Raw genomic sequence first — 16,351 nt, 5'->3', positions numbered from 1 at the left:
GCTCGGTGTACAGCCGGAGCGCAGCGGAGGCTGGACGACCGATTAAGGCCGCGTAGCGGGCTCCGCATGACACAGGTCAGGCCTTCGAGGCCTTCTCGGCTTCCTTGACCGCCTGTGCCCAGGCGTCGGCGGCCTTGGTCGTGCCCGCCTGGACGGAGTTGATGACGTTCTCGACCGCGACCCGGGTCGGGCCGTTCTTCTTGCCCAGGTACTGCGGGGTCAGGCCCTCGGCGGTCTTGCTGAAGATCGCGCCGACCGGGGCGTCGCTGAAGAACGGGTTCTTGAAGTCGGCGATCGCCGGGTCCTTGTAGAGGGCCGGCTGCGAGGGCAGGTTGCCGACCTTCTTGAAGATCTCGATCTGCTGCTCGGGCTGGATCAACCACTCCAGCAGCTTGTACGCCTCGTCGACGTTCTTGCCCTGCTTGGGCACGGTCAGGAACGAGCCGCCCCAGTTGCCGCCGCCACCGGGGATGGCCGCCACGTCCCACTTGCCGGCGGTGTCCGGCGCGGTGTTCTTGATGTGGCCCTGCATCCACGCCGGGCAGGCCAGCACCGCGAAGTCGCCCTTGACGAAGGCCGCGTTCCACTCCGGCGACCAGGCCGGCAGGTTGGCCGACAGGCCCGCGTCGATGGCCTTGAGGGTGAGGTCGAACGCGGCCTTCGGGCCGCCGTCCATCTTCAGCGCCTCGGACTCGTCGTAGAAGCCCACCGGCTGCTGGCCCAGGATCGGGTTGAACAGGTTGGTGGCGTTGTCGACGAACTTCTTCTTCGACTTGGCGGTGTAGTTCTGGCCGGTCTTGATGAACTCGTCCCAGGTCGGCCACAGGGCCGACACCTTGTCCCGCTCGGTCGGCAGGCCCGCGGCCTTGAACAGGTCGGTGCGGTAGCACATGGCCAGGCCGCCGACGTCGGTGCCGAGGCCGATCTGCGTCTTGCCGTCGGCCGACAGGGACTGCTTCCACTTCCAGCCCAGGTACTTGTCCTGGTACTTGCTCGCGCCCTTGTCGAGCAGGTTCACGAACTTGTCGGCCTGGCTGCGGAAGCTGACGATGAAGCCCTCGTCGATCGCCGCGATGTCGGGTGCGCCGGAGCCGGCGATCAGCTTCTTCTGCAGGTCCTCGTGCTGGGCGTTGTACTCGCCCGAGTTGAGGACGATCTTGACGTTCGGGTTGGCCGCCTCGTACTTGGCCTTGAGCTCGTCGAGACCGAAGTCGCCCCAGAAAGCGATCTTCAGCTCGACCGGGCCGCCGGGCTTCGCCGGCTCGTCACTGCCGCCGCCCTTGCAACCGGCGAGCGTGAGCGCGCCGACCGCGACGAGCGCGGTGGCCACCACCCAGCCGGACCTGTGCAGTCGCATGTACGTCCTCCGAAACAACTTGGAGCGCTTCCGGGGATAGCGAAGCGTCTACTGAACCGGATAAGTGCACACACGGTATGGGCGCGCTCCCAACGTGTCAATAGGACGTCATCCTCGTGACGATCCTGTGACGTGGACCATGAAAACCGCTTAAGTAATCTTGACTCACATCGATGGCTAGACTGATCGAAGAGGAAAACCGTGCGGTGAACACGCTCTCCGTACGGCATGATCGGCGGGCGCACGAGGACGCCGGAAGGGGGTGCGCGGCACCGTGGCCGAGGACTTGAAGATCACCGATCGGGTCGTGATACCCGACAGCGAGCTGCGTGAACGCTTCTCGCGAAGCTCCGGCCCCGGCGGGCAGGGGGTCAACACGAGCGACAGCCGAGTGGAGCTGTCGTACGACGTGGAGCGCTCCCAGGCCATCCCCGACGAGCTCCGCGACCGCGTCCTCGAACGGCTGGGCCACCGGCTCACCGGCGGGGTGCTCACCATCGCCGCCAGCGAGCACCGCGCCCAGCTCGCCAACCGCGAAGCGGCCCGCGAACGCCTCGCCGCCCTGCTCCGCGAGGCGTTGGCTCCCCCGCCCCCGCCCCGCCGCCCCACCAAGATGAGCAAGGGCGCCAAACAACGCCGCCTACAGGCGAAAAAGCACCGCTCCGCCATCAAACAACTCCGCCGCGGCTCTCACGACTGACCCCACTCCTGCCCGCGGGCCCACGCGCCCACTCCCGCCGCAACTTTTAAAGACTTGCGGCCACGGGGACGTGTCGATGCCGCGACTCTTTAAAAGTTGCGGCAGGGGTGGGGGCGGTGGGGGCGGTGGGCGCGGCCGGGGTCAGGCGCGGGTCTGGCGGACGTCGGTGTTGACGGGGGCTTCGACGGCGAGGCGGAGGAAGAGGTCGCAGGCCGTCTGGGCCTGGACACGGCGCTGGTAGGCGCGGCTGGCCACGGCCACCGAACCGGGGCCCGCCTCCAGGCGCCAGGCCCAGGCCAGCCGGCTCACCCGGTGGATCACCGGTTCGGCCTCGGTCGCGGCCGCGCGCACCTCGTCCACGGCGCGCAGGCAGGCGTCGACGTCGGGAAAACCCACACCCGACCGGCCGAGGTCACGGTTGTTGCTGGACAGCAGGCGCCAGGTGACGCCGGCACACGCCCGCTCGTAGAACTCGAACCGAGCGGTCAACGTCATCTCCAGCGGTCGGTGAGCCGATCACTCGACCTTTTCCCGGCAAGATGGACGGATGCTGACTTTCCCGTGAACAGCATGTCCCCTTCTGGGCGAAGAGACGGTCACAGGACCTCGCCGCGCAGTTGCGGAAACACCTTGCCCACCTTGCCGAGCAGGTAGTCGCCGTACGTGCCGGCGAAAGCGCGCAGGTCCTGGCCGTCCCAGCGGGGGTGGCCGTCCGCGCCCGCCCGCGCCCGGCCCGGCAGCGGCGGCACCTCGGCCGAGAAGTCGGGGTCGAAGAAGAACGGGAACGACAGCCGTTCGTTGCCGCTGACGTTGCGCACCCGGTGCGGCGTCGAGCGGTACCAGCCGCCGGTCAGCCGGTCCAGCATGTCGCCGATGTTGCAGACGAACGTGCCCGGCACCGGCGGCGCGTCGACCCAGCCGGCCGGCGTACGCACCTGCAGGCCGCCGTTGCCGTCCTGGGCCAGCAGGGTGAGCAGCCCGTAGTCGGTGTGTTCGCCGACGCCCCAGCCGTCGTCCCCGGCCGGCGACGGCGGGTAGCGGAAAACCCGGAACAGGATCGTCGGGTCGGCCGTGTATCCGCTCGCGAAGTAGTCCTCGGGCAGGTCCAGGCTCACCGCCACCCCCCGCATCACCTCCTGCGCCACCGCGGTCAGCGCCGCCAGGTACGCCGGCACGACCTCGGCCAGCTCGGGCACCTGCCGGGGGTACAGGTTGGACCCGTGCAGCGGCAGCCCGGCGACCACGCGGGGGTCGTCTGCGGGCAGCTCCGCGCCGAAGTACAGGCCCTCCTTCAGGTCCGGCCGCCCGGAGGTCAGCTCGCCGCCGACGGGGAAGAACCCGCGCCAGGCCCGGCCGCCCCGGGCCATGGCGATCTCCGCCTTGGTGTCCTCGGGCAGCGCGAAGAACTCCCGCGACGCCGCGTCGAGCCGCCGCGGCAGCTCGTCCGGCACGCCGTGCCCGGCCAGGTAGAAGAACCCGCTGTCGCGGCACGCCGCGCGGATCCCGGCGGCCACGGCGGCGCGGTCGGCGGACAGGTCGATGATCGGCAGAGAACCACCCATCCGATCATTCTGGCAGCCCGCCGCGGACCGCGCCGCCGCTGCTCAGCCCTGTGCGAGCGCGGTACGGCCGCAGCCGGGCAGCCGGTAGCCGTACAACGCGTCCAGCGGCAGCCGGTAGCCGTCGCCGAGCACGGCCGCGCCGTCGGTCCACAGCAGATCCGTGCCGCGGAAGCACAGCGGCAGGGTGTAACCGTCCGCCGGCAGGTCGATCCGGTGCAGCACGCGGCCATCCCGGGGCGAGAACATGACCACGGCGGCCACCGTGTCGTCAGGCCCCGCGGGAGACCGCAGGATCTCGATGCCCGCCGTGCCGTCAGGGGCGGCCAGCACCACAGCGATCAGGTCGCGCCTGCCGGTGTCGCCATAGGTGATCTCAAGGGAGACGGCGCTCTCGCCCGCCCGAAGCACCCCGCGCAGGTCCACCGTGAACCGGTGGGCGGCCAGTGTCATCGGATCGACCCGGTCGAGGGTGACCGTGGTGTCGGTGATCCGGTCACCCAGCCGCAGCAACTCCCCGCTGTCCAGCACCGCTGCCACGGGCCGGGTCAGCTCGGAGGTGGGCAGCACGTACACGGTCCAGTCGGCGGTCCGGACGACCACCTGGCTGCTGTCGCTGTAGCGCGTCACGTGGAGCCAGCTCCCGGAGGGCGACCAGCGGGCCTGGCCGACGGGGTACGGCAGCTCGCGCACGGTGGTCGAGGTCAACTCACGCGCGACGGTGCCCTGCGGCGACGACCAGACCAGCCATCGGCCGTCCGGCGAGAGCACGGGGTCCATCGTGAAGCCGCCGGTCGGCCTCGGTGGCAGCCGGTAGCGCACGCCGTCGCCGCCGAGCAGCTCGTACACCGGGTCGTCCGAGTCCCGCTTCGCCAACAGCAGCGCGCCGCCCTGGACACCTCGGTCGGCAGGCAGGTCGACTCGGGCCTCGCCGGGCGGCACCCGGGTCGGCAGCGGCGTCGCCGGTGAGCGCGACGGGGCCGGGGCGGACGGGCTCGGTGAGGTGGTCACCGGCGGCGGCACGAGCGCGGGGCCGAGCAGGGCGAACCAGATCGCGCCCAGCAGCGGCACGGCCACGAGCACCGTCGCCGCGCCCGCCAGCCGGGTCCGCCGGCGGCGGGCCGTCGCCAGGGCCGCCGGTGCGTCGGCGTACTGCCCGGCCTCCTCGGCGACCAGCGGCAGCGAGCGCCGCAGGTTGGTCAGCGCGAGATTGGTCTGGCTCTTCACGGTGCCGACCGAGCAGCCCATCGCGGCGGCCGTGTCCGCCTCGGACAGGTCCTCGTAGAAACGCAGCACCAGCACGGCCCGCTGGCGTGGGGCGAGCGTGGCCAGTGCCCTGGTGAGCGCGACCCGCTCCACGACCCGGCCCGGCTCGTCGGGACCGGCCCGCTCGGGCAGCTCGGCCATCGGCCGCGCGGGCCGCCTGCGCCACCACGAGATCTGCTCGTTGACCATGATGCGCCGGACGTACGCCTCCGGCTGGCCGTACTCCCGGATCTGCCGCCACCGCGTCGCGGCCTTGGCCAGCGCGGTCTGCACCAGGTCCTCGGCCGCGTGGTGCTCGCCGGTGAGCAGGTACGCCGTGCGTGACAGCGCCCCGCCCCGCGCGACGACGAACTCGTGGAAGCCGTCGTATCGGCTCATCCGCCACCTCCACCTCCCCCTACGTGGCAGCGGGCCGGAAGGTTGGGATCATCTCGCACGGCCGCGTCCGGCATCTGCCGCCCGGCGTGGAGGGCTCGCCCGCGCCTGGGGCCGCCGCGGCCGGGCGGACCCCGGTGGTTCAGCCGGGCGACGCGATCCGGCCGGTGCCCGAGCAGCCGGGCGGCCTGATCGCCGAACCCTGGTCGAGCGGCATCACCACCTCGTCGTGATCCGCACCCGCCGGTCTGCGGCGCAGGTACTCGCCGTCCTTCCACAGCAGGTCCCCACCCCGGTAGCAGAGCGCCCAGGCGGTCGGGCCGGAGGCCAGGCCCAGCCGGCGCAAGGCTCGACCGTCCGCGAGCGAGAACTCGATCATGGCGAGCTCGTGGGTCACGTTCCCCGTCTCCCCCGGCACTACCTGCAGCGCGGCCACCCCGTCGGCCGACACCATGACGTCGATGCGCGATACCGACCCGACGTCCGCCGTGGAACCGCCCACGGATTCGCCCGCACCGAGCAGCTCGCCCGCGTCCACCGTGATGACCCGCGCCAGCCCGGTGAACGGATTCCTCAGTTCGAGCCGGACGGCGGTACGGCTCACCGGGCTCGCCGGCAGCAGCAGCTCCCCGCTGTCCAGCACGGCTCGGGCCAGCCTGTCCGGCGGCGCCAGGGCCAGCGGGTACACCGTCCAGTCCGGTATCCGGTAGAGCAGGTCGCCGCGCTCGGACGTGCCGGGCACGACGAACCAGCCGCCCGACGGCGACCAGAACGGTGTGCCGGACGACGGCGGCAGCTCGTGCACCGTGGTCGTGGTCAGGTCGCGCACGAGCGTCGCCTGGGCGGTCGTCCAGGTGAGCCAGCGGCCGTCCGGAGACAGGGTCGGCGCGTTGAGGAGCTGGTCGGCGGGCACGTAGTGGGAGTACAGGCCGCCGTCGCCGACGACCAGCTGCACCAGGCCCAGGGACTCCTCCAGCAGTAGCGACGCGGCCCCGACGCCGCGATCGGACGGCAGCCTGCCGGCGGTCGACGGCCGTTCCGGACGCGGGCGCAGCGGGGGCAGCGACACCGGGCTCACCGAGGGTGGCACGGTCACGGGCGGCGGCACTTCGGCGGGGGCGCGCACGGCGTACCAGATCGTGGTCAGCAGCAGCGGCACGAGCGCGAGCGCCGTCACGGCCGCCCGGCGGGCCCGGCGTCGGCGGGCCGTGACCAGGGCCGCGCCCGCGTCGGCATACTGCCCGGCCTGCTCGGCGTAGAGCGGCAGGGCCTGGCGCAGCCGGCTCAGCGCGTGGTGGGTGTGGCTCTTCACGCTGCCGACCGAGCAGCCCAGCACGGCTGCGGTGTCCGCCTCGGACAGGTCCTCGTAGAAGCGGAGCACGACCACGGCGCGCTGGCGGGGCGAGAGCGTGTCCAGCGCCTTGCCGAGCGCGACCCGCTCCACGACCCGGTGCGGCTCGTCGGGACCGGGCAGGTCGGGCAGGTCTGCCACGGGCCGGGCCGGGCGTCGCCGCCACCACGAGATCTGCTCGTTGACCATGGTGCGCCGGATGTACGCCTCCGGTTGCCCGTACTCCACGATCTGCCGCCACCGGGGTGCCGCCTTGGCCAGCGCCGACTGCACCAGGTCCTCGGCCGCGTGGTGCTCGCCGGTCAGCAGGAACGCCGTGCGCGACAGCGCGCCTCCCCGGGCGAGCACGAACTCGTGGAACCCGTCGTACCTGTCCATCCGCCACCTCCGCTCCTTGATACGCAGCGGTTCGCTCCGGGGTTGAGGGCTCGCGCAGGCCATCATCCGGTAGTGCGGCGCGCCCCGGTGCCGAGCGAGGCGAAGGAGTTTCGCGTTCGCTATGCTGCCGGTCACATCGCCGTGAATGCAGGGAGTGGGCAGCGTGGACGCAGACGTCATCGTGGTCGGGGCCGGGCTGGCCGGGCTCGTGGCCACCGCCGAGCTGGCCGACGCCGGCAAGCGCGTCATCCTGCTCGACCAGGAGCCGGAGGCCTCGCTGGGCGGGCAGGCGTTCTGGTCGTTCGGCGGCCTGTTCCTGGTCGACACCCCCGAGCAGCGGCGCATGGGCATCAAGGACTCCGCCGAGCTGGCCCTGCAGGACTGGCTGGGCAGCGCCGGGTTCGACCGCGAGTGCGACGCCTGGCCGCGCAAGTGGGCGCAGGCGTACGTGGACTTCGCCGCCGGGGAGAAGCGGTCCTGGCTGCACGCGCAGGGAGTGCGGTTCTTCCCCGTGGTCGGCTGGGCGGAGCGGGGCGGTTACCTCGCCGACGGCCATGGCAACTCGGTGCCGCGGTTCCACATCACCTGGGGCACCGGGCCGGGCGTGCTGGCCCCGTTCCTCCGCCGGGTCCGCGCCGCGGTGGACAAGGGCCTGGTCACGCTCGCGTTCCGGCACCGGGTCGACGAGCTGACGGTGACCGCGGGCGCGGTCGACGGCGTACGCGGCGCGGTGCTGGAGCCCAGCCCGGCCGCCCGGGGCGAGGCCAGCTCGCGTACCGAGGTGGGGGAATTCTCCTACCGCGCGCAGGCGGTGGTCGTGACCTCCGGCGGCATCGGCGGCAACCACGACCTGGTGCGGCGCAACTGGCCGCAGCGGCTGGGCACCCCGCCGCAGCGGCTGCTGTCCGGCGTGCCCGCGCACGTCGACGGCCGGATGCTCGGCATCACCGAGGACGCGGGCGGCAACCTGATCAACCGCGACCGGATGTGGCACTACACCGAGGGCATCGAGAACTGGGCCCCGATCTGGGACCGGCACGGCATCCGGATCCTGCCCGGCCCGTCGTCGCTGTGGCTGGACGCGACCGGCAAGCGGCTGCCGGTGCCGCTGTTCCCCGGCTTCGACACGCTCGGCACGCTGGAGCACATCATGGGCACCGGGCACGAGTACACCTGGTTCGTGCTCACCCAGAAGATCATCGAGAAGGAGTTCGCGCTCTCGGGCTCCGAGCAGAACCCCGATCTGACCGGCAAGAGCGTGCGGCAGGTGCTCAAGCGGGCGCTGCCCGGCGCGCCCGGCCCGGTCGAGGCGTTCAAGCGCAACGGGGCCGACTTCGTCGTCGCGGACACCCTGGACGAGCTGGTCGCGGGCATGAACAAGCTGACCGGGCAGGGCCTGCTCGACCTCACCGAGGTGCGCCGGCAGATCGAGGCGCGCGACCGCGAGCTGACCAACACCTTCACCAAGGACCTGCAGATCACCGCGATCCGCGGGGCGCGCAACTACCGCGGGGACAAGCTGATCCGGGTGGCGACGCCGCACCGGCTGCTGGACCCGAAGGCGGGGCCGCTGATCGCGGTCCGGCTCAACATCCTCACCCGCAAGACCCTGGGCGGGCTGGAGACCGACCTGTCCGGCCGGGTGCTGCGGGCCGACGGCACGCCCCTGCCCGGGGTGTACGCGGCCGGCGAGGTGGCCGGGTTCGGCGGCGGCGGCGTGCACGGCTACCGCTCGCTGGAGGGCACCTTCCTCGGTGGCTGCATCTTCTCCGGCCGCCAGGCGGGCCGCGCCGCCGCCGCGGCCGTGTGACCGGGCCGTGGCCGACCACACCCGGCCACGGCCCTCCTTCCCGACCACCGCGCCCGGCCGCCCGCCGGCTGCGCTGCCCCCGGCACCTGGCGCGGCTCGCTCCGCCCCTGTGTAGCGCACCTGATGCGTTAAGAAGGGCACCTTCTTCTACGCAAAGCGTTAAGAAGGTGCCCTTCCTTTCTTTCGGGCGGGAGAATGCTGGGGTGACGGAGACTGCGGTGGGGGTCGTTGTCGCGACCCGGAGCGGGCGGGTGCGGGGGCGGGTCGACGACGGGGTCGCGGTGTTCCTGGGTATTCCGTACGCGGCTGCGCCGTTCGGGGAGCACCGGTTCACGGCTCCCGCGCCCGTGACGGCGTGGACGGGGGTGCGCGACGCGCTGGCGTACGGGCCGACCGCGCCGAAGGCACCGTTCCCGCCGCCGATGGACCGGCTGCTGGCCGACCCGTCGATCCCCGGCGACGAGTGCCTGAACCTGAACGTGTGGGCCCCCGCGGGCGCGGCCGGGCGGCCCGTCATGGTGTGGATCCACGGCGGCTCGCTGCGCAACGGGTCGAGCAGCCTGCCCGCGTACGACGGGCGCAACTTCGCCCGCGACGGCGTGGTGCTCGTGTCGATCAACTACCGGCTGGGCATCGAGGGCTTCGGCGTGTTCCCCGACGCCCCCGCCAACCTCGGCCTGCGCGACCAGATCGCGGCGCTGACCTGGGTGCGTGACAACATCGCGGCGTTCGGCGGCGACCCCGGCAACGTGACCGTGTTCGGCGAGTCGGCAGGCTCGATCTCCATCGGGGCGCTGCTGACCAGTCCTCACGCGCAGGGCCTGTTCCATCGGGCGGTGCTGCAGAGCGGGGCCCCGGCCGCGCAGCCGCCCGAGGCCGCGGGCCGGTCCACCCGGCTCATCGCCAAGCGGCTGAAGATCCCGGCGACCGCCGAGGCGTTCGCGCGGGTGGACCGGGCCCGGCTGCTCGCCGCGCAGGTCTCGATCACCCGGGGCGGGCCGCCGATCGGCAACGGCAACGGCTTCACCCTGACCGTCGACGGCGACGTGCTGCCCCGCGACCCGATGGTCGCCCTGCACGGCGGCGCGGCCGCCGACATCCCGGTGCTGCTGGGTTACAACGCCGAGGAGTACCGGCTGTGGTTCGTGCCGACCGGCCTGGTCGACCGGATCAACCGGCTCACGCTGCGGCTGGCGCTGGCCAAGTTCCGGGTGCGGGCGCGCACCGCACGGGCCTACCGGGCGGCCCGGCCCGAGGCCACGCCGGGCGAGCTGCTCGGCGCCATCGCCACCGACCGGCTGCTGCGCCGCCCGCTCAACCTGCTCGCCGACGCCCGACCCGGCGACACCTGGCTGTACGAGTTCGCCTGGCCGTCACCGGTGGAGCGGCTCGGCGCCTGCCACGCTCTGGAGATCGGCTTCGTCTTCGACACCCTCGGCACCCCAGACGGGCTGCCCCTGTCCGGCCCGAACCCGCCGCAAGAACTCGCCGACGCCATGCACCGCGCCTGGATCGCCTTCGCCACCACCGGCGACCCCGGCTGGTCCCCCTGGAACCCGTCCCGCCCCGTCATGCGCTTCGACGCCCCCACCTCACTCCTCGTCCACGCCCCCAACGACGACGAGCTGCGCTCCTGGTCCTAACGTCCGGTCCGGGCGAGCTGGGCGGTGAGCAGGGTGGGGGCTTCGATGAGGGAGGGGCCGTACCAGGTGAGGTGGCGGCCGGAGATGAGGGCGCAGGGGGTGCCGGGGAAGGCCTCGGGGCCGTCGGCGCGGGTGAAGGCGTAGGGCTCGTCGGGCAGCACGATCAGGTCGGCGGTCTGGGCGTGCAGGTCGGCGAGGGATGGGCGGGGGTAACGCTCGGGGTCGTCGGCGTACACGTTGGTCACGCCGAGGCAGCGGAGCACGTCTCCGGCGAAAGTGCCGCCGCCGAGCACGATCCAGGGACGACGCCACACCGGGATCACGGCACGGCGGGGCGTCGCCGGGGCGGGCAGAGCGGCCCAGGCGGAGCGGGCTGCGGTCAGCCAGTCCGGCTCGCCGGGTGCGCCGAGGGCGGCCAGCAAACGGCCCAGCTCGTCGAGGGCCTCGTCGACGGTGCGCGGGTAGGTGACGTGCAGCTCGACGCCCGCGGCGCGCAGCGCGTCGGCGTCCTGCTCGCGGTTCTCCTCGACGTTGACCAGCACCACGTCCGGGCGCAGCGCGAGGATCCGGTCCAGGTCGGGATACTTGCTGCCGCCCACCCGGGCGACGTCGAGCCCGGCCGGATGGGTGCACCAGTCGGTGGCCCCCACCAGGGCCCCGGGCAGCGTCGCCGCGACGGCCTCGGTCAGCGACGGCACCAGGGAGACGATCCGCATCCGCCCGACCCTAGTGCTCCGCAGGGTTTTCGAGGTCGTCGACCAGCCACGGGAACGTCTCCCCGCCGGGCAGCGGCTTGCTGAACAGGTAGCCCTGGCCGTAGGGGCAGCCGATGTCGGCGAGGATGTCGCGCTGCTCCTGCGTCTCGATGCCCTCGGCGATGACCTCCAGGCCGAGCGTGTTGGCCAGCCGTACGATGCCCTCCACCAGCGCGCGCTGCTGGGCCGAAACGGCGATCTCGCCGACGAAGGACTTGTCCAGCTTCACCACGTCCAGCGACATCTGCCGCAGGTAGCTCAGCGACGAGTAGCCGGTGCCGAAGTCGTCGATGGCCACGCGTACGCCCGCCTCGCGCAGCTCGGCCAGGTCGGCCCAGACCTCCTCGTCCTCGTGCAGCAGCAGCGTCTCGACGATCTCCAGCATCATCCGGTGCGCGGGCAGGCCCGCCTCGTCCAGTTCGCGCAGCAGGTCGGCAACCACGCCGGGGGTGCGGAACTGACGCGCCGAGATGTTGATGCTGACGTACGGGCTCAGCCCGGCCCGGGTGGGCCATTGGGCGGCCGTGGCCAGCGCCTGGCGCACCACCTGCGTGCCGATCGGCACGATCAGCCCGGACTCCTCGGCCAGCCCGATGAACTCGCCGGGGGCCAGGGTGCCCCGGCTGGGATGTTCCCAGCGCACCAGCGCCTCGAAGCCGACCGTGCCGCCGCCGGTCAGCCCGACGACCGGCTGGAAGCGCAGGCTGAACTCCTCCTCGGCGACGGCCCGGTCCAGGTCCGCCTTCAGCTGGAGCCGTTCGACCAGCGCCTCGTGCAGGGCCGGCTGGTACCGCCGCCACTGCCCCTTGCCCTCGCCCTTGGCCGAGTACAGCGCCAGATCGGCGTGGCGCAGCAGCTCGTCGCCGTCGTGGGCGTGTTTGGTGGTGGCCACGCCGATGCTGGCCCCGGCGGGCACCCGCTGGTCGCCCACCGGCACGGGCACCGACAGCACCCGCACCACCCGTTCGGCCACCGCCTCGATCGCCCCGGTGCCGGTGGAGTCCTCGATCAGCGCCGCGAACTCGTCGCCGCCCAGGCGGGCGGCCGTGTCGTGCGGGCGCAGCACTCCTTTGAGGCGTTCGGCGACCGCGGTCAGCAACTCGTCCCCGACCGGGTGGCCCATGGTGTCGTTGACGTCCTTGAAGTCGTCGAGGTCGATGAAGAGCACCCCCGCGATGGACCCGTTGCGGCGGGCCCGGTCCACCGCGAGCGTCACCCGGTCGATGAACAGGGCGCGGTTGGCCAGCCCGGTCAGCGAGTCGTGGAACGCCCGGTGGGTCAGCTCCCGCTCCAGTCGCCGGCGCTGGGTCACGTCCCGCAGGGTGATCACCAGTCCGGCGACGGCGGGGTCCTCGCGCAGGTCCCGGCTGGAGACCTCGACCTGCAACCGCCGGTCCCCGAAGCCCCAGACGGTCCAGTCCGTGGTCTCGCCGCGCCGCTCCTGGCGGGCCCGCATGAGGAAGCCCGCGCTGCGCTCACGCTCCTCCGGGACGACGAGGTCGAGCAGGTGGTTGCCTTCGAGGGCCTCCCGGCCGAACATCGCCGCCGCGGACGGGCTGCAGTAGCGGATCTCGTCGTCACCGCCCACGATCATGATCACGTCCGTGGTGTTGTGCACCAGCGCCCGGAAGTAGGCCTCGCTGTCACGCCGGTTGACCTCGTCGTTCAGCATGATCCGGGACAGCGCCAGCGCCGCCTGCAGGGCGAGCACCTCCATGGTGCCCTGCAGCGTGTGCAGCACGTCCTCGTCGGCCGCGATCAGCAGCGTGCCGATGCTGTGCCCGCCCGAGGTGCCGTCGGCGGGCGCGAGCGGGCAGCTCAGCACGGTGTCGAAGCCCGCCAGCTCGTCGGCGTGCTCCGCGGGCAGCTCGCCGGTGCGGCACAGCACCGCGGGCCGGGGGCCGTCGAGCCGCGGCTCGGCGACCGGGGCCTGCTCGTTCTCCTCGACGGCCAGGATCACCCGGTGCTCGGCGTGGCTGGGCATCAGGTTGGTGGCGGTGTCGCGTACGACGTCGGAGACCTGGGCGATGTCGGTGGCCGCCACCATGCTCACGCCGGCCTCGCGCAGCAGGCGTTCGCGGGCCAGCGCCTGCCGGTGGATGCGCATGGCGTCCAGCAGCCGGATCAGCACCAGCACGAACATCGCGATGCAGAGCAGCGCGATGCCCTCGGCGTTGCGCACCGGCCCGCGCAGTGCCTGGAAGAGCAGCACCATCGGCGGGATGAACGAGGACAGCCCCAGCACCACCACGCGCCGGCCGCTGAGCTCAGCGGTCGGCGCGGGCCTCGGCTCGGTCAGCCAGATCATCGAGGGCAGCAGTGCGGCCAGCCCCCAGCCCCAGTAGAGCAGCATCCAGCCGACGTCGAGCGAACCGCCGATGTGCCAGAAGCCGTCGAGCCGGGCGAACAGGTGCAGGTTGTCGCTGACGAACATGCCGATGCCGCCCGCGGCCAGCAGCGCCACCGGCGCGCTCCAGCGCGCGACCAGCACGATCCGCACCACCATGGCCAGCAGCAGCAGGTCGGCCAGCGGATAGGCGACCGCGGCGATCTGGTCCAGTGCCGTCAATCCGGGCGTACGAAAACGCGGCTCGATGATGAACATCCAGGCGAGCAGGCCCAGGCCCAGGATCAGGGTCACCGCGTCGAGCACCCCGGCCCGGTCGCGCATCGCCCAGCCGGACCGGGCCAGACCCATCAGGCCCAGGCTCATCACGATGAACATCGCCAGGTAGATCATGTCGACTATGAGGGGCACGTCGTAGGGCGCCATGTAGTCGCTGTTGAGCACGGCGGAGAACAAGTCCCCGACGGCGAACAGCACCAGCGCCGCGGAGAGCAGGTACCACGGGCGAGGCCGGCGGGGCCGGTTGCGGCGCACGCCGTAGGCGATCGCGGCCGCCCCGCTCAGCCCGAGCGCGGCCCACAATCCCACCTGCCACGGCCTGATGACGTAATAAAACACGCCAAGCAGCACCATCCAGGCTGTGAAGAGCACTGAAACGGCGCGAGACGACACAATTCCCTCCGGATAACACTATTACGCAGCTGGTTCCCTGACGTGGCAACGCGAAAACCAACGATTCGGGCAAAGCGGCGCACGATCGTCGATCGTTTTGAGCGGCCCCCGCGAGACCGGGTACTCTGACCGCCTGCCCCCACGGCACCGAGGCTGTCTCACATAAAGATCTGCCGAAGCCACCGTCGCGCATCCCCGACGACGGCACGGCCGCCCGGTCCGCTGCTCCCCCAGCAGCGCCGCGGCACGCCGGTCCGTCCGCGCGGCAACGACGGAAGGAAGCACCTCCGTGACCCCCACCGCGCCCCGACCACGACGACGCGCCGCCCACCTCACGCTGCTGCTGGCCGCCGTGTTCCTGGTGGTGAGCGGGCTGGCGCCGGCGGCGCCCGCGTTCGCGGAGCCCAACGAGGGCAGCTCCCAGTCGCTCAAGCAGCTGCGCGAGAACCTGGAGGTCGCGGCCAAGGGCTACCTGGAGGCGCAGGCGGCGCTCGACGCGGCCGAGGCCTCGCAGAAGGCGCTGACGACCGAGCTGCTCTCGGCCGAGGCCGACCTGGAGCGGCTGCGGGTGTTCGTCGGCCAGTACGCGTCGGAGGCCTACAAGACCGGCCGGCTCGGCATGGTCAGCCTCATGGTCAACGGCACCGACCCGGGCTCCCTGCTGGCCAAGGCCAACGCCATGGACCGGATGACCCAGCGCGACGAGGCCCGCATGCGCGACTTCCGCACGCGCAAGCAGGAGGTCACCGCGAAGAAGGCCGCGATCGACATCCAGCTGAAGCTGCAGCAGGACGCGGTCAAGGAGATGGAGAAGCGCAAGAAGGCCGCCGACCAGGCCCTGCGCGCGGTCGACGGGCGCAGCTCCAGCGGCTACATCAACCCGAACTCCCCCCTGGCCAAGCCCGCCCCGCGCAACTCCGACGGATCCTGGCCCAGCGAGGGCTGCACGATCAAGGACCCGACCACCAGCGGCTGCATCACCCCGCGCACCCTGTGGGCGATGAACCAGGCCAAGGCCAACGGCTTCAAGCGCTACGTCTCCTGCCACCGCTCCGGCGGCGGCGGCGAGCATCCCAAGGGCCGGGCCTGCGACTTCGCGTCGGCCACCGGCGGCTTCACCAACTACTCCGCCAGCGGCGGCGACCGCACCTACGGCAACAACCTGGCCTCGTTCTTCATCAAGAACGCCAGCCGGCTCGGGGTCATGTACGTGATCTGGTACTGCAAGATCTGGATCAACGGCGCCTGGAAGACCTACGACTCGGCCGGCTCCAACTGCGGGGACAACCCCGCCGGGGACCATACGAACCACGTGCATCTGTCCATGCTGTGATCGGCGGACAGGGGGCGCTCTTCGAAAGAAGAGCGCCCCCTGTCGTATGTCCGGCGGCTTGTCGCGGATCGGTGGCGTAGCGGGCCGGCGAACGGGCACAGTGATGGCATGACGAACGTCGGAGATCCGCCGCAGTACTTCTGGTGCATCAAGCACAACCGGGTCGAGAGCGGCGACGGCAAGTGCGCGGCCAAGTTCCTGCTCGGGCCGTACCCCTCCCCCGCCGACGCCGAGCAGGCGCTGGCCAAGGTCAAGGAGCGCAACGAGGAGTGGGAGGAGGAGGACGCCCGCTGGCAGGGCGACCCCTCCTGAGGCGCTGATCAGCGCGGGACGGCCGCCGACTCGCGGAGCAGGATCGTCAGGTCGGCGGTGGCCGCGCGCTGCCGCCGGCCGGCGTGCTCCAGTTCGAAGGTCAGCCGCACCACGACCTCGGCGAAGCCCTTCGGCCGGGTGCGCGTCGACAGCAGGTCGGCGCCCATCCGCACCAGCGCGCCCACCGGCACCGGGGCCCGCAGCCGCAGGTTGTCCAGTCCCTGGTTGACGGTCATGTCCACGCCCTCGACCCGCCAGATCTCGGCCAGCAGGGTCGGCGTCAGCGACATGGTGAGGAAGCCGTGCGCGATGGTGCCGCCGTACGGCCCGGCCGCGGCCCGCTCGGGGTCGGTGTGGATCCACTGGTCGTCCCAGGTCGCCTCGGCGAACAGGTCCACCTGGCGCTGGGTGATCTCGTGCCAGGCGCTGTGTCCCAGGAAGCTGCCGACCACGTCGGCTAGGTCGCGCACATGCGTCACGGTCTCCGGCACGC

11 protein-coding genes and 2 pseudogenes are annotated in these 16,351 nt (G+C 72.1%); 5 read left to right on the top strand and 8 right to left on the bottom strand.

What is annotated here, in order from left to right; genetic code table 11:
- Positions 1–76 precede the first annotated feature (76 nt).
- On the bottom strand, positions 77–1,357 hold the full coding sequence (locus ACFQO7_RS10465) for an ABC transporter substrate-binding protein (protein WP_376806173.1): 1,281 nt from the start codon (positions 1,355–1,357) through the stop codon (positions 77–79).
- 274 nt (positions 1,358–1,631) lie between these two features.
- Between ACFQO7_RS10465 and arfB the strand changes: the two genes are divergently transcribed.
- Complete coding sequence (arfB, locus tag ACFQO7_RS10460) at positions 1,632–2,057, top strand: alternative ribosome rescue aminoacyl-tRNA hydrolase ArfB (RefSeq protein WP_376806172.1); 426 nt, start codon at positions 1,632–1,634, stop codon at positions 2,055–2,057.
- 141 nt (positions 2,058–2,198) lie between these two features.
- Here arfB and ACFQO7_RS10455 read toward each other — a convergent pair whose 3' ends face one another.
- From ACFQO7_RS10455 to ACFQO7_RS10440, 4 genes and pseudogenes are all read right to left on the bottom strand, one after another.
- Positions 2,199–2,546: a hypothetical protein gene (locus ACFQO7_RS10455; RefSeq protein ID WP_360522753.1), complete on the bottom strand. Its 348-nt coding sequence runs from the start codon at positions 2,544–2,546 to the stop codon at positions 2,199–2,201.
- 107 nt (positions 2,547–2,653) lie between these two features.
- Complete coding sequence (locus ACFQO7_RS10450) at positions 2,654–3,619, bottom strand: isopenicillin N synthase family dioxygenase (protein ID WP_376806171.1); 966 nt, start codon at positions 3,617–3,619, stop codon at positions 2,654–2,656.
- Between the two features lie 1,182 nt (positions 3,620–4,801).
- Positions 4,802–5,260, bottom strand: a pseudogene (locus ACFQO7_RS10445) (SigE family RNA polymerase sigma factor); the annotation flags it as partial.
- A 1,267-nt stretch (positions 5,261–6,527) separates the two neighbouring features.
- Positions 6,528–6,986, bottom strand: a pseudogene (locus tag ACFQO7_RS10440) (SigE family RNA polymerase sigma factor); the annotation flags it as partial.
- 163 nt (positions 6,987–7,149) lie between these two features.
- On the opposite strand from ACFQO7_RS10440, the gene ACFQO7_RS10435 reads away from it, so the two are divergent.
- The gene (locus tag ACFQO7_RS10435) at positions 7,150–8,796 is read left to right on the top strand and encodes an FAD-binding dehydrogenase (RefSeq protein ID WP_376806170.1); all 1,647 of its coding nucleotides are present in this window, start codon (positions 7,150–7,152) and stop codon (positions 8,794–8,796) included.
- Between the two features lie 218 nt (positions 8,797–9,014).
- Positions 9,015–10,439 carry a carboxylesterase/lipase family protein gene (locus ACFQO7_RS10430; protein ID WP_376806169.1) on the top strand — a complete coding sequence of 475 codons (1,425 nt, stop codon included), beginning with the start codon at positions 9,015–9,017 and terminating at the stop codon, positions 10,437–10,439.
- Here ACFQO7_RS10430 and ACFQO7_RS10425 read toward each other — a convergent pair.
- Together ACFQO7_RS10425 and ACFQO7_RS10420 are read right to left on the bottom strand one after the other, a co-directional pair.
- A complete protein-coding gene (locus tag ACFQO7_RS10425; protein WP_376806168.1) occupies positions 10,436–11,155 on the bottom strand; it encodes a helical backbone metal receptor in 720 nt (239 codons plus the stop codon). The two genes, ACFQO7_RS10430 and ACFQO7_RS10425, sit on opposite strands and share 4 nt — an antisense overlap.
- A gap of 10 nt (positions 11,156–11,165) precedes the next feature.
- The gene (locus tag ACFQO7_RS10420) at positions 11,166–14,174 is read right to left on the bottom strand and encodes a putative bifunctional diguanylate cyclase/phosphodiesterase (protein WP_376806167.1); all 3,009 of its coding nucleotides are present in this window, start codon (positions 14,172–14,174) and stop codon (positions 11,166–11,168) included.
- Between the two features lie 328 nt (positions 14,175–14,502).
- Between ACFQO7_RS10420 and ACFQO7_RS10415 the strand changes: the two genes are divergently transcribed.
- Positions 14,503–15,546: a coiled-coil domain-containing protein gene (locus tag ACFQO7_RS10415; protein ID WP_376806166.1), complete on the top strand. Its 1,044-nt coding sequence runs from the start codon at positions 14,503–14,505 to the stop codon at positions 15,544–15,546.
- A gap of 108 nt (positions 15,547–15,654) precedes the next feature.
- The gene (locus ACFQO7_RS10410) at positions 15,655–15,858 is read left to right on the top strand and encodes a hypothetical protein (protein ID WP_203694153.1); all 204 of its coding nucleotides are present in this window, start codon (positions 15,655–15,657) and stop codon (positions 15,856–15,858) included.
- Between the two features lie 8 nt (positions 15,859–15,866).
- Here the strand turns inward: ACFQO7_RS10410 and ACFQO7_RS10405 are convergent, their stop codons facing one another.
- Positions 15,867–16,349, bottom strand: coding sequence for a MaoC family dehydratase (locus ACFQO7_RS10405; RefSeq protein WP_376806165.1), 483 nt, complete (start codon positions 16,347–16,349; stop codon positions 15,867–15,869).
- Between the last annotated feature and the right edge of the window lie 2 nt (positions 16,350–16,351).

The sequence above is a fragment of the Catellatospora aurea genome, from assembly GCF_042663325.1.
GTDB lineage: Bacteria > Actinomycetota > Actinomycetes > Mycobacteriales > Micromonosporaceae > Catellatospora > Catellatospora aurea.
This window is presented reverse-complemented; position numbering and strand designations above follow the sequence as displayed.